The 22,518-nt window shown below is 59.2% G+C and carries 20 protein-coding genes; 9 read left to right on the forward strand and 11 right to left on the reverse strand.

Annotated elements, in window-relative coordinates:
- From pstC to ACZ5RG_RS10350, 3 genes are all read right to left on the reverse strand, one after another.
- Complete coding sequence (pstC, locus tag ACZ5RG_RS10340; protein WP_298602996.1) at positions 1–978, reverse strand: phosphate ABC transporter permease subunit PstC; 978 nt, start codon at positions 976–978, stop codon at positions 1–3.
- 91 nt (positions 979–1,069) lie between these two features.
- Positions 1,070–2,089: a phosphate ABC transporter substrate-binding protein PstS gene (pstS, locus tag ACZ5RG_RS10345; RefSeq protein ID WP_315237360.1), complete on the reverse strand. Its 1,020-nt coding sequence runs from the start codon at positions 2,087–2,089 to the stop codon at positions 1,070–1,072.
- Between the two features lie 324 nt (positions 2,090–2,413).
- Positions 2,414–4,639 carry a PhoX family protein gene (locus ACZ5RG_RS10350; RefSeq protein ID WP_464446982.1) on the reverse strand — a complete coding sequence of 742 codons (2,226 nt, stop codon included), beginning with the start codon at positions 4,637–4,639 and terminating at the stop codon, positions 2,414–2,416.
- Between the two features lie 201 nt (positions 4,640–4,840).
- Here ACZ5RG_RS10350 and ACZ5RG_RS10355 point away from each other — a divergent pair, with 201 nt between their 5' ends.
- The 4 genes from ACZ5RG_RS10355 (at position 4,841) to ppx (ending at position 9,141) form a co-directional block, all read left to right on the forward strand.
- Positions 4,841–5,884, forward strand: coding sequence for an ArsJ-associated glyceraldehyde-3-phosphate dehydrogenase (locus tag ACZ5RG_RS10355; protein WP_464446983.1), 1,044 nt, complete (start codon positions 4,841–4,843; stop codon positions 5,882–5,884).
- Position 5,885: 1 nt separating this feature from the next.
- Complete coding sequence (arsJ, locus tag ACZ5RG_RS10360; RefSeq protein WP_464446984.1) at positions 5,886–7,142, forward strand: organoarsenical effux MFS transporter ArsJ; 1,257 nt, start codon at positions 5,886–5,888, stop codon at positions 7,140–7,142.
- A 23-nt stretch (positions 7,143–7,165) separates the two neighbouring features.
- Complete coding sequence (locus ACZ5RG_RS10365; protein ID WP_464448201.1) at positions 7,166–7,498, forward strand: ArsR/SmtB family transcription factor; 333 nt, start codon at positions 7,166–7,168, stop codon at positions 7,496–7,498.
- Between the two features lie 140 nt (positions 7,499–7,638).
- Positions 7,639–9,141: an exopolyphosphatase gene (gene ppx, locus ACZ5RG_RS10370; protein ID WP_464446985.1), complete on the forward strand. Its 1,503-nt coding sequence runs from the start codon at positions 7,639–7,641 to the stop codon at positions 9,139–9,141.
- A gap of 19 nt (positions 9,142–9,160) precedes the next feature.
- Here the strand turns inward: ppx and ACZ5RG_RS10375 are convergent, their stop codons facing one another.
- Positions 9,161–9,649: a hypothetical protein gene (locus tag ACZ5RG_RS10375; protein WP_464446986.1), complete on the reverse strand. Its 489-nt coding sequence runs from the start codon at positions 9,647–9,649 to the stop codon at positions 9,161–9,163.
- Positions 9,650–9,680: 31 nt separating this feature from the next.
- Between ACZ5RG_RS10375 and ACZ5RG_RS10380 the strand changes: the two genes are divergently transcribed.
- Positions 9,681–9,836, forward strand: a complete 156-nt coding sequence (locus ACZ5RG_RS10380; RefSeq protein WP_464446987.1) for a hypothetical protein — start codon at positions 9,681–9,683, stop codon at positions 9,834–9,836.
- A 6-nt stretch (positions 9,837–9,842) separates the two neighbouring features.
- Here ACZ5RG_RS10380 and sixA read toward each other — a convergent pair whose 3' ends face one another.
- From sixA to ACZ5RG_RS10415, 7 genes are all read right to left on the reverse strand, one after another.
- Complete coding sequence (gene sixA / locus ACZ5RG_RS10385; RefSeq protein WP_312260213.1) at positions 9,843–10,304, reverse strand: phosphohistidine phosphatase SixA; 462 nt, start codon at positions 10,302–10,304, stop codon at positions 9,843–9,845.
- A 5-nt stretch (positions 10,305–10,309) separates the two neighbouring features.
- The gene (gene ppk1 / locus ACZ5RG_RS10390; RefSeq protein WP_464446988.1) at positions 10,310–12,394 is read right to left on the reverse strand and encodes a polyphosphate kinase 1; all 2,085 of its coding nucleotides are present in this window, start codon (positions 12,392–12,394) and stop codon (positions 10,310–10,312) included.
- A 70-nt stretch (positions 12,395–12,464) separates the two neighbouring features.
- Positions 12,465–13,511: a glycosyltransferase family 4 protein gene (locus ACZ5RG_RS10395; protein WP_464446989.1), complete on the reverse strand. Its 1,047-nt coding sequence runs from the start codon at positions 13,509–13,511 to the stop codon at positions 12,465–12,467.
- The gene (locus ACZ5RG_RS10400; protein ID WP_464446990.1) at positions 13,508–14,341 is read right to left on the reverse strand and encodes a UDP-2,3-diacylglucosamine diphosphatase; all 834 of its coding nucleotides are present in this window, start codon (positions 14,339–14,341) and stop codon (positions 13,508–13,510) included. Before ACZ5RG_RS10400 ends, ACZ5RG_RS10395 begins: the two co-directional genes overlap by 4 nt.
- An 86-nt stretch (positions 14,342–14,427) precedes the next feature.
- Positions 14,428–15,273 carry a GNAT family N-acetyltransferase gene (locus ACZ5RG_RS10405; protein ID WP_315135437.1) on the reverse strand — a complete coding sequence of 282 codons (846 nt, stop codon included), beginning with the start codon at positions 15,271–15,273 and terminating at the stop codon, positions 14,428–14,430.
- A gap of 184 nt (positions 15,274–15,457) precedes the next feature.
- On the reverse strand, positions 15,458–17,158 hold the full coding sequence (locus ACZ5RG_RS10410) for a PHA/PHB synthase family protein (RefSeq protein WP_464446991.1): 1,701 nt from the start codon (positions 17,156–17,158) through the stop codon (positions 15,458–15,460).
- A 141-nt stretch (positions 17,159–17,299) separates the two neighbouring features.
- The gene (locus ACZ5RG_RS10415) at positions 17,300–17,794 is read right to left on the reverse strand and encodes an RrF2 family transcriptional regulator (RefSeq protein WP_298597947.1); all 495 of its coding nucleotides are present in this window, start codon (positions 17,792–17,794) and stop codon (positions 17,300–17,302) included.
- 124 nt (positions 17,795–17,918) lie between these two features.
- Between ACZ5RG_RS10415 and ACZ5RG_RS10420 the strand changes: the two genes are divergently transcribed.
- Genes ACZ5RG_RS10420 through ACZ5RG_RS10435 form a run of 4 tightly spaced genes read left to right on the forward strand, consistent with a single transcriptional unit; the run spans position 17,919 to position 22,474 of the window.
- On the forward strand, positions 17,919–18,929 hold the full coding sequence (locus ACZ5RG_RS10420) for a MerR family transcriptional regulator (RefSeq protein WP_464446992.1): 1,011 nt from the start codon (positions 17,919–17,921) through the stop codon (positions 18,927–18,929).
- A 49-nt stretch (positions 18,930–18,978) separates the two neighbouring features.
- Complete coding sequence (locus ACZ5RG_RS10425; protein ID WP_315237153.1) at positions 18,979–19,566, forward strand: hypothetical protein; 588 nt, start codon at positions 18,979–18,981, stop codon at positions 19,564–19,566.
- On the forward strand, positions 19,563–21,152 hold the full coding sequence (locus ACZ5RG_RS10430; protein WP_464446993.1) for an FAD-binding domain-containing protein: 1,590 nt from the start codon (positions 19,563–19,565) through the stop codon (positions 21,150–21,152). The genes ACZ5RG_RS10425 and ACZ5RG_RS10430 overlap by 4 nt, the downstream gene beginning before the upstream one ends.
- 2 nt (positions 21,153–21,154) lie before the next feature.
- Positions 21,155–22,474 carry a DASH family cryptochrome gene (locus ACZ5RG_RS10435; RefSeq protein WP_464446994.1) on the forward strand — a complete coding sequence of 440 codons (1,320 nt, stop codon included), beginning with the start codon at positions 21,155–21,157 and terminating at the stop codon, positions 22,472–22,474.
- Positions 22,475–22,518: the final 44 nt, after the last annotated feature.

Below are 22,518 nucleotides of genomic sequence, written 5' to 3' on the forward strand. Positions count from 1 at the left end.
TCAGAACCCCTTGGCTTTTTCAGCCCGGTTGATCATGATTTTGGCAGCCGCCAAAACCACGAAAGTGATCACAAACAGCAAGAAGCCGAGCGCAAAAAGAGAAGAAATATGGAGGTCATCGGCTTCACCAAACTCGTTGGCGAGCGTGGAAGCGATGGAGGTGCCTGGCGAAAACAAGGACGTGGGCATGCGGTTGGCGTTGCCAATCACAAAGGTCACCGCCATGGTTTCACCCAATGCACGGCCCAAGCCCAGCATGATGCCGCCGATCACACCTTTTTGGGTGTACGGCAGCACGATTTTGCGCACGACCTCCCAAGTGGTGCAACCCAGCCCATAGGCCGACTCGCGCAGGATGGGCGGTGTGATTTCGAACACATCGCGCATCACGGCGGCCACAAATGGCAAGACCATGAAGGCCAGCACAATGCCGGCCGCCATGATGCCCATGCCGTTGGGGGCGCCACCAAACAGGAAACCGATCAGGGGCATGCCCCCCAACAAATCACGCAGGGGCACTTGAACGTAATCGGCAAACAAGGGGGCGAAAACGAACAGGCCGAACATGCCATAAATGATGGACGGCACGGCCGCCAGCAACTCGATGGCAGTGCCCAAGGGGCGACGCAACCAAACAGGGCAGGTTTCGGTCAGAAAAACCGCAATGCCGAAGGCCAAGGGCACAGCCACCAGCATCGCAATGCCTGCGCTGGCCAGTGTGCCCACGATGGCAATCGCTGCACCAAATTCTGCGTTGATGATGTCCCATTCAACGTACCAAATGAAGTGGGTGCCGAACTTGGCAAATGTGGGCCACGCATTGATGAACAAGGACACGATGATCCCCGCCAAAGCCACCAGAACCAACAAAGAGAACAGCTGTGTCAGGCGGTGAAACACCATGTCTTGCAGCCGCTGCCGCTTGACCACGGCCTGCATATTGCTTGCGCTGTCTGCACCGGAAAGGGGGGTTTGCATGTCTTGGCCCATCAAACAAATCTCATCCAATTAAAAAAAAGATCCGCCGGTCGCTGGATAACAACCGACGGATGGCAGGCATGGGCCTGGATTACTTCTGAATTTGTGACCAGACTTTGGAACGGATCTGATCGGTCAAGCTGTCAGGCAATGCCACATAGTCCAGGTCAGCGGCCATTTTCTTGCCATTTTTGAAGGCGTAGTCAAAGAACTTCAGAGCTTCGGCAGAGGCCGCTTTGTCTGCGGGGTTCTTGTACATCAAGATGAAGGAAGCCGTGCTGACAGGCCAGCTGGTCGCACCTTTGGCGTTGACCATGGACACGCCCATGCCCGGCACGCTGAACCAGTCGGCGCTGGCAGCAGCCGCTGCGAATGTCAAATCGTCTGGGCTGACGTATTTGCCATCGGCGTTTTGAATTTGCATGAATGTCATCTTGTTCTTCTTGACATAGGCGTATTCCACGTAACCCAAAGAGCCTTTGACGCGGTTCACGTTGGCAGCCACACCTTCGTTGCCCTTGCCGCCGACCGATGTCGGGGCTGGCCACTTGACCGCAGCGCCCTTGCCCACCGAGTCAGCCCAGTCTTTGCTGACGGCGCTCAGGTAATCGGTCCAGTTGAAGGTGGTGCCCGAACCGTCGGCACGGTGCACGATGGTGATGATTTCGTTGGGCAGATTTTTGCCAGGGTTCAACGCCGCAAACTTGGGGTCGTTCCACTTGCTGATCTTGCCCATGAACATCTCGGCCATCACAGGACCGGTCACGCGCAGTTCACCTGGCTTGAAACCGTCCAGGTTGATCACAGGAACAGTGCCGCCGATGATGGCCGGAAACTGGACCATGCCGTCTTTGTCGAGGTCTTCACCTTTGACGGGCGCGTCGGTCGCACCGAAAGTCACGGTTTTGGCACGGATTTGCTTGATGCCACCGGATGAGCCGATGGATTGGTAGTTCATGCCAGTGCCAGTGGCGGCTTTGTAGCCTTCGGCCCACTTGGCGTAGATGGGGAATGGGAATGTGGCACCAGCGCCGGTGATGTCGGCGGCAAAGCTGGCAGCAGCAACAGCGCTCAGGCCAATGGCGGCCACAAATGATTTCAATTTCAACATGTCAACTCCTGTTCAGGGGTGAAAATTCTAGATATCACCCACAAGGCTTTCGTGGGGACTGATGCAACTTTAGCGGTGTATTGTGACAATACTGTGTCAAAAATCACATTAACGGACCGGAACACCTCGGTTGAAGCGGGTCACATGCACATTTTTCTGGCCCACATTAGCGCCTGGTCGACGTGCCAGCGGCTGGTCGGCTTACCCCAGCTGACCAGGCGCACAGACCTCAAAATGGAACAGCCCATCGCCCAGTCAATCCAATGGCATGGGGGTATTTTCATGTGCGCGCACCCACAACGGGCAACGCGCACATGAGCCGATTTACAGGCCGATCAAGCCACCATCTTGGCGGGTGATGACGATGGTGGCTGAGCGTGGACGACCCTGGGGACCGACACCCTGATTGCCAGGCCAAGTGCTCTGGAGCGCTTCGCCGGACGACAAGGGCTTGGACAACTCGCCTGGGTGCTGGATGTTCACAAACAAGGTGCGGCCATCGGCGGTTTCGGTGATGCCCGTGACTTCTGCGCCTTTGGGGGCCACCAGGAAGCGGCGCAATTTGGCATCACCCAAAGCAGCGCCCAAGAAAGTTTCTTGGGTGCCTGTTTGCTCAACACCACCCACCACCATCTTGTTTTTGACCGTGACCTTGCCGCCGTCGCCCACCTGACCAGGAATGGCGGCCAGCATCATGCAGTTGGTTTCGTCGGTGAAGGCACCATCGTCTGTCTGGATCCAGCAGATGCCGGTGGCTTTGCTGAACCACAAGCCGTCAGGCGACGAAAACGCATTCTTGGCTGTCAGGCCCGACAAGTTGGCATCGCCCGAATCTTCTTCAGCGCCAAACAAAAAGATGTCCCAGGCAAATGTCTTGGCGGTACTGGTGTGGCCAGCCTCTTTGAAACGGATGATGTGACCGTTGGGGTTGCCAGCCACTTTTTTGCCGTCCAAGTCCATGTAGGCGCGGGGGTTGGCCGAGTCCACCTTGGTGGGCGTGCGGTTGGCGGCGCTGTTGTTGGTCAGCGCGAAATAGATTTCGCCATTGCGGTGGTTGACTGCGCCCCACTCTGGACGGTCCATCTTGGTGGCCCCCACCGCGTCTGCGGCATGGCGGGCGTTGATCAACACATCGGCCTGATTGGCAAATTGATAAGGCACGTGCTGAGCAACGCGCGGGTCAGCGATGTTCAGCTCCAGCCATTCACCCTGGCCGCTCGCGTCAAAACGTGCGGCGTACAACTTGCCTTCGCTCAGGTATTTGTCGCCGGCCAGCATGCCGCCACCCACATCACGCGGGTCCCACACGGCAGCGGTCACAAACTTGTAGATGTACTCGTTGCGCGAGTCACAGCCCATGTAAAACGCGAGCGGTTCGCCCGCCTTGGGCACGCCACACACAGCGGCTTCGTGTGCAAAGCGGCCCATGGCCGTGCGCTTGGCAGGGGTGGAATTGGGCGCCAGCGGGTCGATCTCGACGATGAAACCAAAGGTGTTGGCTTCGTTGCGGAAATCTTTCTCGGCATTGGCACCCAAGGCCGCCAAGTTCCAACGGGTAAAGCGGTCGTCCGTGGTCGACACGGTGTGCCAGCCTTGGCTGGCGGCTTTTTTGGCCCCCGCAGCGGGTGCCGCTGCAGCCACGCCGTAGCGTTTGCGCGATGCCACTTCCTTGGCAGACAATGCCGCGCCTGCGCCGGTGGTCTGGAAGTAATAGGCCCAGTTTTCCTCGCAACCCAGATAAGTGCCCCATGGGGTTTTGCCATGGCCGCAGTTATTGAGCGTGCCACGGGCCATGGCCCCTGCTGTGTCCCAGCGGCTGACCATGAAGTTGCGAACGTGTTCGATGTGCGCACGGGGGCCGCTGACGCGCACGGGGGTTTGCGCCGTGATGCGGCGGTTCAGCGCCGAGTCTTGCTTGACGCGCCAGCCTTGCGGAGTCTTGACAATTTCGACCACCGAAACGCCATGAAGGTTGATCTCTTTGAGCACTTCCAACTCGGGGCGGGTGCCCAAATCCCATTCGCCAAACTGGTCGAATTTTTTGCCGCTGACGTTGTTGGACGTCTGGCCATTGGGGTGCAGAAAATGCGAGTCGGCCGAGCTTTCGTGGTTGACGCACAGCACGGCGCGGCCGGTTTCTTTGTCGGAATAACGGCCATTCGCATCGATGTAATAAATGTCCATGCCATCGTGGTGATCGCCAACACGGCGTGACCAGTCGTCCGATTCGAGGCCTCGGTTGGAGTAAGCGGCCAGAGCCGAGTCCAGTGCATCACCCGTGGCGTGCAACACGCTGTATTGGTAGCCCGGGGGCAGCATCACGTTGTCGAGCAGGCTTTTTTCTACCGCTGCAAAACCCAAGGCACTGGGCGCAGCGGCCATGCCAGAAGTCAGGGTTGCGCAGCCGGGCAACATGGCCAGACCGGCCAATCCCAAACCACCGCGCAACAGGCCACGTCGCATGGGGTTTTGCAAGGACTGGGCCAATACGTCCTGAAAATGTAGGTTGTCAGAGGTGTTACAAACAGGGTCAAAGTCGTGGTTGGACATGAAAAGCTCCAGTTAGAAAAACTTGATTTCATGGTTTTACTGTGACGGCATCATGGCTTTATTTTGACAATTTGAAGACACCCAAAGGGCAGAGGCGCTGAAAAGGTGCCGAACAAGTACCGAACAGGTGCGTCATGGCACCGTCATAAATGCATGACAAAATTCAAAGACCACATTTCCAGAATCATTGAAAGATCAAGCATGAAAGTCGGTATCAACGGCATGGGCCGCATTGGCCGTTTGGCCCTGCGTGCGGCCATGGGCGCTGCCGAGCGCCAGCAAGATGACCCCCGCGCAGGCAACCGCCTGGAGGTGGTGCACCTGAACGAACTCAAAGGTGGCGCAGCGGCCACAGCGCATTTGCTGGCCTTTGACAGCGTGCAGGGCAAGTGGCGCGAGCGCATCGAAGCCGAAGGCGAGAGCCAGATCCACATCGGCGAGCGCACCCTGGGCTTTTCATCACACGCGAACCCGGCCGACATTCCGTGGGGCGACATGGGTGTGGACCTGGTGCTCGAATGCACAGGCAGATTTTTGACCCCAGAAACCATTCAGGGGCACCTGGACCGAGGCGCCAAACGTGTCATCGTGGCCGCCCCCGTGAAGGTGGGCGATGTGTTGAACATCGTGGTGGGCATCAACCACACCCAATACAACCCCGCCAAAGACCGCATCGTCACAGCGGCCTCTTGCACCACCAACTGCCTGGCTCCGGTGGTCAAAGTGGTGCACGAAGCCATTGGCATTCGGCACGGACAAATCACCACCATCCACGACCCCACCAACACCAACTTGGTGGTCGATGCGCCGCACAAAGACCTGCGCCGCGCCCGCAGCGCCATGACCAGCCTGGCCCCCACCACCACAGGCAGCGCCACGGCCATTGCCCTGATCTACCCTGAACTCAAGGGCAAACTCAACGGCCACGCCGTGCGTGCCCCCGTGCTCAACGCTTCGCTGACCGATTGCGTGTTCGAAATGAAGCGTGAGACCAGCGCCGAAGAAGTCAACGCCTTGTTTGCCGCTGCAGCGCAAGGCCCGTTGGCGGGCATTTTGGGCTACGAAGCCCGCCCCTTGGTCAGCGTCGATTACGCCCACGACACACGCAGCGCCATCGTCGACGCGCTGTCCACCCTGGTGACCGATGGCACGATGCTCAAGGTCTATGCCTGGTACGACAACGAAATGGGCTATGCCTGCCGCATGGTGGACTTGGCCTGCCACATGAACGAAGTCGGCCTCTGATATGAACGCAGCTGAACGCCATTACGGCATCGTGACGGCCGCTTATTGGGGCTTTACCCTCACCGACGGCGCTTTGCGCATGTTGGTGCTGCTGCATTTTTACAAGCTGGGGTACTCGCCTTTCACGCTGGCCTTTTTGTTCTTGCTGTACGAAGCTGCAGGCGTATTGGCCAACCTGATCGGCGGCTGGCTGGCCACACGTTATGGCATTGCCCGCATGCTCACGGTGGGCTTGGTCACGCAAATCATCGGCTTTGGCTTGCTGTCAGCACTGCAACCCGACTGGACAGCCAGCATGTCGGTGGCATGGGTCGTGTTGTCGCAAGGGGTGTGCGGTGTGGCCAAAGACCTGACCAAGACCGCCAGCAAGTCGGCCATCAAGATCACGCAAGCGCAAGCCAAAGACACGGGCAACGGCCAGTTGTTCAAATGGGTGGCCTGGTTCACTGGCAGCAAAAATGCCATGAAAGGTTTTGGCTTTTTTCTGGGCGGTTTGCTGCTGGAAACGTTGGGGTTTCAAGGCTCTCTGTGGGCGATGTCGGGCCTGTTGGGTGTGGTGCTGATCGGGGTGGTGAGCAGCTTGCCACCCATGATGGGCAAGAGCAAACCTTCCAGTTCGGCACGAGAATTGTTTGCCAAAAATGACGGCATCAACGCGCTGGCGGCTGCTCGCGTGGTCTTGTTTGGCGCACGCGATGTGTGGTTTGTGGTGGGTGTGCCCGTATTTTTGTATTCCGTGGGCTGGACCTTCACCATGGTGGGTGGCTTTTTGGCGGCCTGGACCATTGGCTATGGCCTGGTGCAGGCGCTGGCGCCACAACTGGTGCGGCGCAGCGCCGATGGCCTGAGCCGTGAGGTGCCCGCAGCGCGTTGGTGGTCGGCTGTGCTCACGCTCATTCCGCTGGGGATTGCCGCCGCCTTGTGGCTGCAAGCACCCCATTTGCAGTGGTGGGTGGTGGGCGGCCTGAGCCTTTTCGGTTTTGCTTTTGCCATCAACTCGTCTGTCCACAGCTATCTGATCTTGGCCTATGCGGGCTCAGAAAAAGCCGCCGAAGATGTGGGCTTTTATTACGCCGCCAATGCGCTCGGACGCTTCATGGGCACGCTGCTGTCGGGCCTGCTGTACCAATGGGGCGGTCTGCTGTATGCCTTGTTGGGCTCGGCACTCATGCTGCTGGTGTGCTGGCTCACCACCTTGCGCTTGCCTATGGGCTTGCGGGTGCAAAGCGCTCTTTCTGAGCCATCGGGTGCGCCATGAACGCCAACGCGCTGTTGAGCACCATGGACGAAGAACTGGCCGTCAAGGCCCTGGCAGCTTTGGCACAAAGCTCGCGCCTGCGTGTGTTCCGGGCCATCGTGGGTGCGGGCCTTGAGGGCATGCAGCCGGGCCAGTTGTCTCAAACGCTGGACATACCGGCCAACACCCTGTCCTTCCACCTCAAGGAACTGCACCACGCTGGCTTGGTCAGCGTGCAACGCGAAGGGCGATTTTTGCGTTACTGCGCCGACATGCCCGCCATGCAAAGCTTGGTCGGTTTTTTGACCGACCACTGCTGCCAAGGTGTGCCCTGTGCCGAGATGCCTCTGGCAGCTTGTGGACAGCGCAACGGCTGAACATCGGACGCAGTGCTGCAAAGGCCCTTGGTGCCTGCGGCCCTTAGCGGCCTGGGTTTCGATTTAGGGTGCTTTGTCATCAAGTCGACACACGTTCGTCACATAATCTGAAACTTCTTTTGCCCACGTCGCTCTCCCCCATGCAAACCAAGTCTCTCTTCGCTGCCATTGATCTGGGCTCCAACAGTTTTCGGCTCGAAATCGGCCAAATGGATGCGGGTCAGTTACGGCGCGTGGAGTACATCAAAGAGACCGTTCGGCAAGGCAACGGTCTGGATGCCGATCGCAACCTGACCGATGAAGCCATGGAACGGGGCTGGGACTGCCTGGCCCGTTTCGGCGAACGCATTGCGGGTTTCAGGCCCAGCCAGGTGCGTGCAGTGGCCACCCAAACCCTGCGCGAAGCGCGTAACCGCGACGTTTTTTTGGCCAAAGCCAAACGCATACTGGGCTTTCCAATTGAAGTGATTGCGGGCAAAGAAGAAGCCCGTCTGATCTATCTGGGCGTCTCGCACTTGCTGCCACAGTCGCCTGAACGGCGCTTGGTGGTGGACATTGGGGGTCGATCCACCGAAATGATTTTGGGCCAGAACGAAAGCGCCAACACCCTGGAGTCTTACCGCGTGGGCAGTGTGGCGTGGTCGATGAAGTTTTTTCCAGAGGGTGTGTGGACTGCATCGGCCTTCAAGTCTGCCGAAATCGCAGCCAAAGCGGTGCTGGACGAAGCCTTGACCTTTTTCAACCGCAGCCACTGGGACAAGTGCTACGGCTCGTCGGGCACGGTGGGGGCGGTGTCCGATGTCTTGACCGCTTCAGGCTGGCCTGAGGGCAAAATCACCCGCGAAGGTCTGGCCTGGCTGAAAGACCGTTTGCTCAAAGCCCACAAGCCGGACAACCTTCGGCTCGAAGGCGTCAAGGAAGACCGCAAGCCCGTCATTGGCGGTGGGCTGGCCGTCTTGCAAGCGGTATTTGACTTGCTGCAAATCGATGAAATGCAAGCCGCCCAAGGCGCGCTCAGGCATGGTGCACTGTACGACCTGATCGACCGCGAAGGCACACAAGACGTTCGCTCTTCGATGGTCGATTGGCTGGCACAGCGCTTTGGCACCGACAAACTGCAAGCCGAACGGGTGTCCCGAACTGCCCAACATGTGCTGGCAGCCCTGATTCCAGACACCGCGGACACACCCGCCGGCGAGCGTCAGCGCTATTTGCAAAAACTGCATTGGGCTTGCCAGTTGCACGAAACCGGCCTGCGCATCTCGCACAGCGATTACCACAAGCATGGTGCTTACATTCTGGACAACACCGACCTGCCCGGCTTCACCCTGGACGAGTTGCACCGACTAAGCCAATTGGTGCTGGGCCACCGGGGAAAATTGCGCAAACTCGAAGTCAACATGGTGGACGCCAGCTTTGTGCAACAGCTCATGGCCCTGCGGCTGGCGGTCATCTTGTGCCATGCACGAAGGGACCCGGACTTGTCGGGTCTGAACATCGACTGCGACCCACTGCGCCGCAGCGCTCGTCTGCGCATCAGCCAAAGCTGGGCCGAACTGTGGCCTCAGTCAGCCCACCTTTTGCGTGAAGAAAAAACCGCTTGGCAAAAAACAGACTGGGCGCTTCAGGTTCAAACAGATTGAACGGCTGGCTTGTGATTTTTTAATCAACGGTATAAACTGTATACACCGTTAATTTCAAAAACTCATTGACCATGAACTCACCTTCCGCCACATCCGCCCCAGCCACACCTTCGGCCAACGCCGCCAACGCCCCCGTGACCAGCAAAGCCACGGCGCCAGCAAGCAAGAAAACCGCCGTCCCGGCAAGCGCTGCGCCCACCAAGGCAGCCCCCAAAACCCGGCGCACGCAGTCCGCGTCCGTGAAGCCAGCAGTCAAGCCCACGGTCAAGTCCAGTGTAAAACCAGCTGTGAAACCTGCTGTGAAACCTGCCGTCAAGCCAAAGGCCGTCAAAAAGGTCAAGCCTGTCGCCAAATCGCCTGCAACAGCGCCGGCAAAATCGCCCGCCAAATCGGCCAAAACAGTGTCGCCAAAGCCAAGCACCAAGCCCACAGTGAACAAGCAAGCAACAAGCCCCACCAAGCCATTGAAAGACAAAAAAGTCAAAGTCGTGCGTGACAGCTTCACCATCCCAAAAACCGAGCTACTGCAAATCGGCGAGATGAAAAAGCGTGCTTTGACGCTGGGCGTTGGCGTCAAGAAAAGCGAATTGATTCGTGCGGGCTTGAGCGCACTCAGCGGCATGACCGACGCCGCCTTCAAAAAGGCCCTGGCCAGCGTTCCGACCATCAAGACCGGTCGCCCCGCCAAAGACTGACGCAGGCTAGAGTTTTTCCGGAGAGGTCACGGCCAAAAGCACTGTTTGGTCGAGGCCTTCACGGCTGCGTCGACGCAACCACCAAACAGCCCCTTTGCGGATGGCGCAAGCGTCATCCGGCATGTGCAGCAACTGGGCAATCACGCCGCCCAATGCGGGCTGATGCCCCACCAGCAGCACCGGGTACTTGGCATCGGGCCAACCTGAGGTTTCGAGCACATCCTGCACCGACGCACCGGGTGACAAGGCATCGCGCACTTTGTATTTACGCGCCAAGGCACGCACTGTTTGCTCGGCCCTGACGGCAGGGCTGCTCAAGATGCGTGTGCCTTGCGGCAATTGGCTTTCAAGCCAAGCCGCCATGCGTTCGGCTTGTTTGCGCCCACGGGGCGTCAAGGCCCTTTGCATGTCGTCGTCACCGGGCTCTGCATCATGGGCTTCGGCATGACGCCAAACAATCAAGTCCATCGCACTCACTCCTGGCGGGTCGCGGCGCTGTACCGCTGCATCAAGGCGTTTTGAGCACCATGGCCCGGTGCAGTCAATCCCACCCGGTGGTACTGACCGTCGGGTGCCAAGTCCCAGGCATCAAGCCCGTCGTGCAGGTAGGCCAGCAGACATTCGTCGATGATGCGTTGACGCAAAAGCGGGTCTGTCACGGGCCAGGCCAATTCGATCCTGCGCGTCATGTTGCGGCTCATCCAGTCGGCGCTCGACAAATACAGCGACTCGTCTTGGTCGGCGCAAAAATAAAACACACGGGAATGCTCTAAAAAGCGGCCGATGACCGAGCGCACCCGGATGTTTTCACTCAAACCCGCAACGCGGGCAGGCAGCATGCAAGCGCCCCGCACGATCAAATCAATGCGGGCCCCTTTTTGCCCCGCCTCGAGCAAAGCCTCGATCAAGGGCATGTCGGTCAGCGCATTCATTTTGATGACAATGCGGCCTGAAGCGCCCCGCGCAGCCGCTTCACCCACGGCGGCAATGCGCGCCTGCATGTCGGCGTGCAGCTGAAAAGGGGCCACCAAAAGACGCTTCATTTTCGGCAACCGGCTCTGGCTGGCCAAGTGGCCAAACAGCTGGTCCATGTCCGACGTGATCTCGGCATCGGCCGTGAGGTAGCTGATGTCCGTATACAGCGCGGCCGTGCGGCGGTTGTAATTGCCGGTCGACAAATGCCCATATCGCCGCAAAAATCGCCCTTCACGGCGTGTGACCAACAGCATTTTGGCGTGCGTCTTGAGCCCGACAATGCCGTACACCACCTGCACGCCAATCGATTCAAGCTGTTCGGCCCAGTTGATGTTGGCCTCTTCGTCAAAACGCGCTTTCAGCTCGACCACGGCCGTGACTTCCTTGCCACGGCGAACGGCCTCGCGCAGCAAATCCATCATGGTCGGGTCGCTACCAGCCCGGTAAATCGTCTGCTTGATCGCCAGCACATTCGGGTCCATGACGGCTTCGCGCAAAAACGCGAGCACGCCATCGAAACTCTCGAACGGCTGGTGAATCATCACGTCGCCCGCTTTGAGACGTGCAAACACCGAACCGTGTTGCGGCACCTGCGCAGGGAAACTGGCCGCGTAAGGCGGAAAGAGCAATTCCGGCGCATTGACCAGATCAATCAACTGCATCAAGCGGACCAAATTCACCGGCCCGTTGACCCGGAAAACGGCCTCCTCTGGCAACTGGAATTCTTTGCGCAAAAATTCTGCCAATCGCGGTGCGCAGTTGGCAGACACCTCCAACCGCACCGCCTGACCGTAGTGCCGGTGCTGCAGACCTTGGCGCAAGGCCATGCGCAAATTGGCAATTTCGTCTTCGTCCACCGCCAATTCGGAGTTGCGGGTCACCCGAAACTGCGAGAACTGCCCGACTTCGCGACCCGGAAACAATTCGGCCAAGTGCGCCCGAATCACGCTGGACAACAAGACATAAGCGGTGGTGCCATCACACACCCTGGCCGGCAAAGGAATCAAGCGCGGTAGCACACGTGGGACTTTGACAATCGCAATTTCATTGGACCGACCAAACGCGTCTTTGCCGGACAACTGAACAATGAAATTCAATGACTTGTTGGCCACCTGAGGGAAGGGGTGCGCAGGGTCCAAGCCCACAGGCACCAGCAAGGGCTGGACTTCGCGCTGAAAGTAGCTGCGCACCCACTGGCGCTGCGCGGCATTGCGCTCACCATGCGACAAGATGCGGTAGCCCTTGCGCTGCAAGGTGGGCAACAAATCCTCGTTGTACAGCGCATATTGGCGCGCCACCATGGCACCGGTTCTTTCGGCAATGGCGGCCAGACTTTTTTGTGTGTAGGGCCCCGATTTCAGACCCTGCAAACTGCCCATCACATGCGGCTCGGCGCGCACCTCAAAAAACTCATCCAGATTGGACGACACGATGCACAGGTAGCGCAGGCGTTCTAACACCGGCACTTCCGGGCGATGCGCCCAATCGAGCACACGCTCGTTGAAGGCCAAAATGCTCAGATCGCGGTCCAGCAGGGCTTGCCGATCGTCTGCTGCTGAAGTCTCGACTTTTGTATGAACCATGGCGTTGCTTGAAGGAATCAAAAATTTATTCTAGGAATGTGCCGTGTCAATTTGATGACAAGTCAGTGAATCAGGCACGTGGGTGCGCGTCTCCGCCCACAGAAACCAAATTCGACTTGAACATCTCTACCGTCCTCGGCCAGCCAAAAGCCTCGGCGCGTTGACGCGCTTCGCTGCGCGGCACTTGCAGACACTGTTGAAACGCGGCGCTCAGATCTTCAGACAACACGCCACCCGTGGCCTCGCCATCGCCATCACCTAAAACCTGCAAGGGCCCGTCCACCGGAAAGGCCGCCACAGGTGTGCCACAGGCCATGGCTTCGAGCATGACCAAACCGAATGTTTCGTTGCGCGAAGGGAACACAAACACATCGGCAGCGGCGTACACATCGGCCAACTGCTGGCGTGGCAGCACGCCCATCCAAACCACATCCGGGTATCGCGCCTTGAGTTGCGCCTCCAGCGGGCCCACGCCACACACGATGCGGGTGCCCTGCAGTTGCAAGTCCAGAAAGGCATCGATGTTTTTTTCGTACGAAACACGGCCAACAAACAGCGCATAGGGGCGATCCCGGCCTTGCAATTCTGGGATTTCCAAGGGCACGGCACGGTGCTCAAACAAATCCAGATCGACACCGTGCGTCCAGGGCTTGAGCGACTTGAAGCCACGGCTTTGCAACATATTGAGAACGCCTTGCGTGGGCACCATCACACCCGATGACGGCCTGTGAAAGTGGCGAAACAAGCCGTAACCCAAAAACAGGGGCACGCGCAATGCGGCCTTGAGAATTTCAGGAAACTTGGTGTGAAACGCGGTGGTGAATTTCCACCCCTTTTTCAGACAATGTTTGCGCGCTGCCCAACCCAATGGGCCTTCGGTGGCAATGTGGACCGCGTCGGGTTGCAGGGCATCGAGCATCGCAGCCAAGGCTTTGTAGGGACGCACCGCCAAGTCGATGCCGGCATAGCCTGGGCAACTGCGGTTTTTGAACAAACCAGGGTGCAGCACCGAGACATCCACCCCCAAAGGCCCCAACGCTCGTACCAATTCGTGCAAGGTCGTGACCACGCCATTGACTTGCGGATGCCAAGCGTCGGTGATCAGTGCCAGTTTCATGCGACCACCGCCTCGGTCGCTAGCGCTCGGTTCACGACCAGCGCCTGGGCACCCCAGTGGATGATCTCCAGTCGCCCGTCTGCATGCTCGACCAAGGCCGTTCGGCTTTCCACCCAATCGCCGTCGTTGCAATACAAAATGCCATTCACATCGCGGATTTCGGCATGGTGAATGTGCCCGCACACCACGCCATCAAAACCACGGCGCTGTGCCTCGTGCGCGACGGCCACTTCGAAGTCGCTGATGAAGTTGACCGCCTTTTTGACCTTGAGCTTGAGGTAGGCTGACAAAGACCAGTATTCCAGCCCGATGCGGGCCCTGAAGCTGTTCAGGTGCCGGTTGATCTTGAGGGTCAACTCGTACAACCAGTCCCCCACATGCGCCAGCCACTTGGCGCACTGGATCACACCATCAAAATGGTCGCCATGCACCACCCAGAGCTTGAGTCCCGTGGCCGTGGTGTGTGCGGTGTCGTGCACCACCTCGACACCGCCAAACGCGTGCCCCACAAAATGCCGGGCAAATTCATCGTGGTTGCCCGGCACGTAGATCACGCGGCAGCCTTTGCGCGCTCGGCGCAACAGTTTTTGCACCACATCGTTGTGGCTTTGCGGCCAAAACCAACGTCTGCGCAACTGCCAACCATCCACAATATCGCCCACCAGGTACAGCATGTCGCTGGGGTGGTGTTTCAAAAAATCGAGCAAAGCCTCGGCCTGAAAACCTGGCGTGCCAATGTGCAAGTCTGAAATGAAAATCGCCCGCAAGCGCGGTCGGCCTGCTGGCGTATCTTGGTCATCAAAACCCTCACCACCGCCCGCATTCGTCATTGGCGAATCCAGACGAAAAGCACTCTCAAGATCCGCATGTGCGGTTTTAAAAAGTGCCGTATTTTGCTGCGGGGCCGGTGGGAGGATCATGCCGAACCCGCCGAAAAATGCTTGCGGTAGCGTGCAGGCAAATCCGCCGTGCGCATCATCATGGGCAAGTCGGCGGTATTGAAGTCCGGGTCCCAGGCGGGTGCCCCCAAAACCTTGGCACCCAGTCTCAAATAGCCTTTGATGAGCGCAGGCGGCTCGATCGGCAAACTGTGGTCCAGCTCTTCCACCGGCAAAGGCAGGCGGGGCCGGACATGGTGCTGGATATCGGCCAGGTGGGTTTGGCGCAACTGGTGCCAGATGCTGGCAGCCACATTGCCTGTGACCACGCCGTTGTGCAACATGGGGATGCTGGCGCAACCGATCATGGTGTCCAGACGGTTGCGGTCCATGAACTCGAACAAAGCCCCCCACAAGGCCATGATCACACCGCCCTGGCGGTGCTCGGCATGCACACAACTGCGGCCCAGCTCCACCATGCGGTTGCGCATGCCGCGCAGGCGGGTCAAATCAAACTCGGTGTCACTGTAAGTACTGCCTGCGCGTTTGGCTTGGGCAGGCGTGAGCACACGGTAAGTGCCGATCACCCGCGCCGTTTGGCTGTGCCGCACCAACAGGTGTTCGCAATAATCGTCAAATAAATCGATGTCATGACCGGGCACCTTGCACGACAAGCGCGCCCCCATTTCGGTGCCAAAGACGTCAAACCTCAGTCTTTGCGCTTCGCGGACTTCGTCTTGATGCTTTGCCCAAGTGACGTGAATAGCGTTTTGGGCGCGGCGAGGCAAGAAATCCACAGCGGAGTTGGACTGCGCCGGATGAAGTAACCCCCTGGGCAAACTGATCGGGGACAACGCGAACGTTGGATTTGGCAACTCTTTCATGTCCAGCTCTCCTTTGAATCAATGACGCCATGATCCAAAGGTGCAATGACACAGAAAAGTCGTTTGCGTTAATTTTTTGTGACACCGCGATGTTTTGCAACATGCTCACCGCATCGCAGGGCAAGCCCAGTTGCGCAAAAATTTCGTGAAATGGAGGGTGGCGGGTGTCCATGTGCTGTGCCCCTTATTTTTCCATTACGTAGTGTCCGGGTGCATCGTCCAGGGGCGACAAACCCATGTCGGGTGCGCCCATGCCGGGCAATGCCCCCAGTTCGCCAGAATGGTCTCGCAACCAAGCCTGCCAATGCGGCCACCACGAACCGTCAAGCCTGGCTGCCGCTTGTAGCCAAGCATCGGGGTCCAGATACGGCCCGTCGTGTGGCCGGGTCAGCACTCGGTAGCTGCGCCCCGGCACTCCAGGCGGGTTGACGATGCCCACGTTGTGCCCCCCTGACGTCAACAAGAAGGTGGTGTCCACATTCGTCAGCAGATGCAATTTATGCACCGAACGCCATGGTGCGACGTGGTCACGCTCGGTGCCAATGGCATAGATCGGACATTGAATTGCGGTCAAAGCCACCGGCTTGCCGTTCACGGGGTAACGGCCGCTGGCCAGATCGTTGTTCAAAAACATGCGCCTTAAATATTCGGCATGCATGCGGTAGGGCAAGCGGGTGCCATCGGCGTTCCAGGCCATCAGATCGCTCATGGGTGCGCGCTCGCCCAATAAATAATCTTTCAACAAACGCGACCAGATCAGATCGTTCGAGTTCATCCACTGGAACGCACCCGCCATTTGCGTGCTGTCCAGATAGCCTCGGTCCCACATGATGTCTTCCAAGTGCGCGACCTGGCTGTCATCGATGAACAGCTCCAGCTCACCGGGCTCGGTAAAGTCGGTCTGTGCTGCCAGCAGCGTGATGCTGGCCAAGCGGTCGTCGGCGTCTCTGGCCATGGCCGCAGCCGCAATGCTCAGCAGCGTACCGCCCAGGCAATACCCGACTGCATGCACTTTGCGTCTGGGCAACACGGCGCACACCACCTCCAAGGCATCCATCACGCCCATGCGCAAATAATCGTCCAGATCCAGGTCGCGGTCATCGCCCCCGGGATTGGCCCAGGACATGGCCAACACGGTGTGCCCCTGATCCACCAGATACTTGATCAGCGAGTTGTGCGGCGACAAATCAAGGATGTAGTACTTCATGATCCACGACGGCACGATCAACACCGGCTCGGGGTGCACCTGGTCGGTGGTGGGTGTGTACTGGATCAGCTCCATCAGTGGGTTGCGGTAAATGACCCGCCCCGGCGTAACGGCCACATTGCGCCCCACTTGGTAAGCCTCGGCACCATGGGGTGGCTGGCCCGTCTGCCAGCGATGGGTGTCCTCCAGCCAGTTCTGAAAACCCTGACGCAAATTGGCCCCCATGGTTTGCTGGGTGCGCTCCAGCACCTCGGGGTTGGTCATGACGAAATTGGCGGGAGAGACCATGTCAAGACACTGGCGGGCCGCGAAATTGACCACCGACTCGTGGTGTGGCGAAACCCCACGCACCCCAGTCGTCGCCTCTTGCCACCATTGTTGCGTGAGCAAAAAAGACTGGCTCATCGCATTGAACGGCCATGCCTGCCAAGCCGGGTGCACAAAACGCGTGTCGTACAGCAAGGGCTCAATGCAGGGTTTGCAGTCGTCTATTTGGGCTAGGGCAACGAATTGCGTCCACTGCTGCAGACTTTGCACCGCGAGTTGCAGCAGCTTGAGTTGTTCAGCAGGGTTCAAAAACAGGTGTGTCACCCAGTCGTCAAACGCCATCCGCAAAGACGCTGTAGAAACACCATGCGTGTAAGGCGACAACTGGGTGTGTGCCCAGCGGTCCAACATGGGCCCGGGACGCGGGACATCAACAGAGCGGGAGTGGCGGTGAATGTTCACACCACCATGCTAGGCCTCACGCAGGCCTTTGAACATTCACCGATCGGTGCATGCCATGCCCATCGGAGGGTACAGACCCTCCGGCCAAGTTCAGAGCATCATGCTCAACTGGAATACCGAGTTGGGCGCTCTCGGGATGAAAGGCGCTGGCATGGGCTTCAGTCGGAATTGACCGAGCATGGATGTGACACGCGCATCACGGGGGACCAAGGGCACCGCCACATCGTCAAGGGTCTGCTCCGAAAGGGCTTCCTGGAGATGCCGCTGAATCTCGGACTCCAGCGACTTCATCGGGTGTGCGTCATCCGGGTACACCTCGTCAAAGCTGTGCACCACTTCGAAGTGCTTCACCACGTCCCACAAAGTGATGTCTTCCGGATTGCCACGAATCTGGTAACCGCCGCCCGGACCACGGTGCGCGCGGATCAGACCGGCCTCGCGCAGCTCTTTCAGGATCGACTCGGTGTACGAGGACGATAGCCCTAAACCCGAGGCAATTTCTTCCGTTGTCACGGGTTCCACGACTGAACGAGAAGTAATAAAAACCGCGATATCGACGGCTTTGGCTGTTTTCTTCAAGATCATGGTTCGCTCCTAGTTTGAGTGGTTATTGTATTGTTTAAACAAACAAAAACCATGCATTACCTGTTTTTACCCCAAATAAATATCTTTATGGCATAAAATACCTATTCAATACATAGACAAAGACATGAACACCCAGCACTTGCAAAGTCCGGCGTTTTACCGCATCGGCGCGATCTCGAAGCTCAGCGGCATCCCGGTGCCGACCTTGCGTGTCTGGCAAACGCGTTACAACGCGTTTTCGCCCGCCACAACGCAAGGGCAACACCGGCTGTACAACGACGATGATTTACGCAAGGCAGCGCTTCTCAAAACCCTGACCCGCCAGGGTCACGCCATCAGCTTGATTGCAGGTTTGACCAACGCCCAGCTGCAACAACTGCTGCAAACCAGTGCCGATATGGCGCGAGCCCCCTTGCAAAGCCAAGAAGCCGCCAGCCCAAGTCAGGGCGCGTGGGGCGTGGTGGGAAAAAGCCTGGCCGAACGATTGCAATCGACAGACTTCCAAGCATCGCGCCAGGGTCACGCCCTGCACATGAGGCGGGTGTGGGCCGACCTGAATGAAGCCCTGAACGGCCCACTGGCTGGCCCATCGGACGAGCGCTTGGATGTCTTGCTGGTGTCGGTCAACAGTTTGAATGACCAGGCAGCGCAGCAGATTCTGACTCTGTCGCAACACCACAACGCCAGACTCACGGTGGTGCTGTATGGCTATGGCCAGACCCACGCGCTCGCTCAACTGAGCCGCGCCGCATGCCAAGTACACCGCAACACACTGGACGATTCAGCATTGGCCGACATCGTCCAAAGCGCCCGCCCTGCGTGGGTGGCGCCCACACGGTCATGGCGTGATACCGGGCAAGCGATCCCTCCACGGCAGTTTTCCGACGCGGTGCTTCAGCGTGTGGCCAACATCCCCAGCCAAGTGCTGTGTGAATGCCCGAAACATGTGGCCGAGCTCATCGGGCAACTGGGTCGGTTCGAAGAGTACAGCCGCGACTGTCTGAACCAGAGCCCCAAAGACACCGAACTGCACACCCACCTGAACACCATGGCCGCCTCGGCGCGGGCCTTGTTTGAAGAAGCGCTGCAAATGGTGGCCGCACACGAAGGCATCTCGCTGCAAGAGCAGGCGTGATCGGCACCCCCAGCAAGTTACCGACATCGTCACCCGCGAAGTCAGCCTGATGAAACGCCATGTCGCAGCCACCCTTTTGGTGGTTTTGGGCCTGTTGGTCGTTGACAGCCATGTCAACTGGGTCCCGCATGACGACGGCACCTTGTTGGAAGTGAGTGGCCGCGTGTTTGACCCCAAAGGCTGGGCATCGGAACACTGGCGGCAACTTCACACGGATTGCCGAGGGGTCAACAGCGATGTGCCCCAGGCCACCGCCAACGCGGTGCTACAGGCCATCCAGCAACACAGCCTGCCCGATTCAAAAGAGGCCCAGCTTTTGCAATTGCGCCAGCAGGGCAATTGGGCCTTGGCTGAGGTGACCTTCAAAACACTCAACCCCAGCATCTTGTTTTTGCGCCAGACAGAGGGTGTCTGGCAAATCCAGGACAGCGCGGTCTGGAGTGGCTCCACCGCCCCGTGGCATGCCGCCAATTTTGTGCGCCGCTACCTGCGCCAGCAAGCCCCCGCAATTTGGGCTCAATTGCATGAAACGTGGCCTGAATCCCTGCTCGATTGCTTCGAGATCGACCTCGTGCGTTACGGCCAAGGACCGGGCGGTCTCGGACCTGTCGACCTGAGCGTGAAAGACCGCCCATGACTTACCGCGTCGTCTGGTTCAAACGCGACCTGCGCCTACAAGACCACGCCGCCCTGGCGCACGCCGCACGCCAAGGGCCCGTGCTGTGCCTCTACATTGTCGAGCCCGATTTGTGGGCGCAGCCGGATGCGGCTTTGCAACACTTCGAATTTGTGCACGAATCCCTGCAGGAACTGCAGCACGCGCTGCACACACTGGGCGGCAGTTTGCAAGTGCGCGCTGGCAATGCCGTGCAGGTGCTGGCCACGCTGCACGCGCAAGCGCCATTTGCCGAGCTCGTGGCGCACGAGGAAACCGGCAACGCCTTCACTTTCGAACGTGATTTGCAAGTGGGTGCATGGTGCCGAAACCAAGGTGTTGCCTGGACCGAAATGGCTCAGTTTGGCGTCGTACGACGCCTGAAAAGTCGCAACACCTGGCAAGCCCGTTGGGAAGCCCACATGGCCGCACCGCAAGCCGTATTGCCGGATTTACGCTTTTTTAATTCGTCTGAAAATAGCGGCCCTGAAGTGATGGCCCCACCGCCCGGCCTGCAGCACAACCCTGCGCAGCGCCAGCGTGGTGGACGCAGCGCGGCACTGAGCACCCTGCACAGTTTTTTGGACGCACGGGCGCTGGGTTACCGGGGCGGCATCTCGTCGCCGCTGTCTTCGCCCGATGCGTGTTCACGCCTGTCCGCCTACCTGGCCTGGGGTTGCATCAGTCTGCGCGAAGTGGTGCAAAGCACGCGCGCCATGCTGGATGCCCTGCCGCCGCAAGCGGGTCGGCACCGGGCAGGCCTGGTGGGTTTCATGAGCCGCTTGTATTGGCACTGCCACTTCATCCAGAAGCTCGAGAGTGAGCCCGAAATCGAGTGGCGCAACATGCACCCCGGCTACGACGGCCTGCGCGAAGACGGCTGGAGAGACGAGCACTTTGCGGCACTGACTTCAGCGCGCACCGGTTGGCCCATGGTGGACGCCTGCGTGGTCATGCTGCACGAAACGGGTTGGCTCAACTTTCGCATGCGGGCCATGCTGGTGTCGGTGGCGGCATACCCGTTGTGGCTCGACTGGCGGCCAGTAGGCCAATGGCTGGCCACCCAGTTCCTGGACTACGAACCGGGCATCCATTGGAGCCAGTTGCAAATGCAGTCAGGCACCACGGGCATCAACACCACACGGGTTTACAACCCCATCAAACAAGCACAAGACCACGATCCCAAAGGTATTTTTGTGCGCCGCTGGCTGCCGCACATGCGGCGCGTGCCCGACACCTGGCTTTTTGAACCGTGGCGTATGCCACCCGAAGTGCTGCGCCACTGTGGCCTGACCGTGGGCACAGGGCCGGACGCAGACATTCCCGAGCCCCTGGTCGATCTGGCCGAAGCCACCCGCACATCCAAAGCGGCGCTGCACGCGCGTCGGGCCGAGCCCGATGTCAAAGCCGGAAAAAAAGCCATCGTCGACAAGCACGCCTCGCGCCGCATCAACGGCTTGAAAACCACAAAAACAAAAGGCACGACCCGCTCAGGTGCTCGCAGCACATCACGGCAATCAGTGACCGACAACACCTCACCCAGCCCGCAGCTGGGCTTTGACTTTTGAACATGCGCACCACCCTTTTCTGGTTTCGAAACGACTTGCGCCTGCACGACCAGCGCGCCCTACAACGCGCGGCGGCACACGCCATTGCGCACAGCCAGCGCCTGCTGCTCGTCTATGTGCACGAACCCGCGCAAGACGACGCGACCGCATGGGGCTTTCGCCGCATGGGTCAACACCGCAGGCGCTTTGTGGCTGACACGCTGCATGAGCTGCAAGCTTCGTTGCACGCCCTGGGCCAACAGCTGGTTTTATTGCACGGTGCCGTGGCCGACGTGCTGCCCGCCTGCGCACGCCACTTTGCAGCCGACACCGTGTTTGGCGAAGACATCGCCGCACCCGAAGAACAAGCCCAGGTACAGGCCTTGCGTGATGCCGGTCTCACGGTGCACACCGTGTGGCAATCCAGCCTGCTCGAGCCCGAGACCCTGCCTTTTGATGTGACCGAAATGCCGCAAGTGTTCACGGTGTTTCGCCAACGCATCGAAGCTGCGGGCCTTCAGCCCTTGCCACCGTTGCCAGCCCCTGTGCAGCTGCCCGCGCCGCCGGAAGCCTTGACCACCCTGCCCGGCTGGACAGCAGACGCCGCCACGCTGCTGCAAGCACACACTCAAGATGCCGCGCACGAACGCGCCAACTTTCCCTACACCCAAGCCCATTGCCGGGGCGGCGAAAGCAGCGCCTTGGCGCACCTGCAAAACTACCTCACGCCCCCTTGGCCCGACCGCTACAAGCAAACCCGCAATGCCTTGCAAGGACGACACACCAGCAGCCACTGGTCACCCTGGCTGGCCACGGGCGCGGTATCGGCGCGCACTGTGTGGACAGCGTTGCAAGCTTACGAGCAACAACACGGTGCCAACGATGGCACCTATTGGCTGTGGTTTGAACTGCTGTGGCGCGACAACTTTCGGTTTTTGCACCGGCAACAGGGCCGCCAGCTGTATGCCGCACGGGGCTTGTCGCGGCTGCCCGCGCCCTCCCATTTTCCAAAAGACTTTCAGCGCTGGTGCAGCGGCAATACGGGCGAGCCCATCGTCGATGCGGGCATGCGCGAGCTGGCCGCCACGGGCTTCACCTCCAACCGAATGCGCCAGATCGTGGCCAGCTATCTGGTGCACGACCTGTCCTGCGACTGGCGTGCGGGTGCGGCCTGGTTCGAGTCGCAGCTGGTCGACTTTGACGTCTGCAGCAACCAAGGCAACTGGCTGTATGTCAGTGGCCGGGGCACCGACCCGCGTGTGGGCAGGCGCTTCAACCCCGTCAAACAAACACAAGACCACGACCCCCAAGGCCGCTACCAGAAGGTCTGGCTGGAGAATTAACGCAGAGACATGTCTTGCGTAGCCAACGTCATGCTTGGCATTAA

This window comes from Limnohabitans sp. TEGF005 (genome assembly GCF_055394835.1).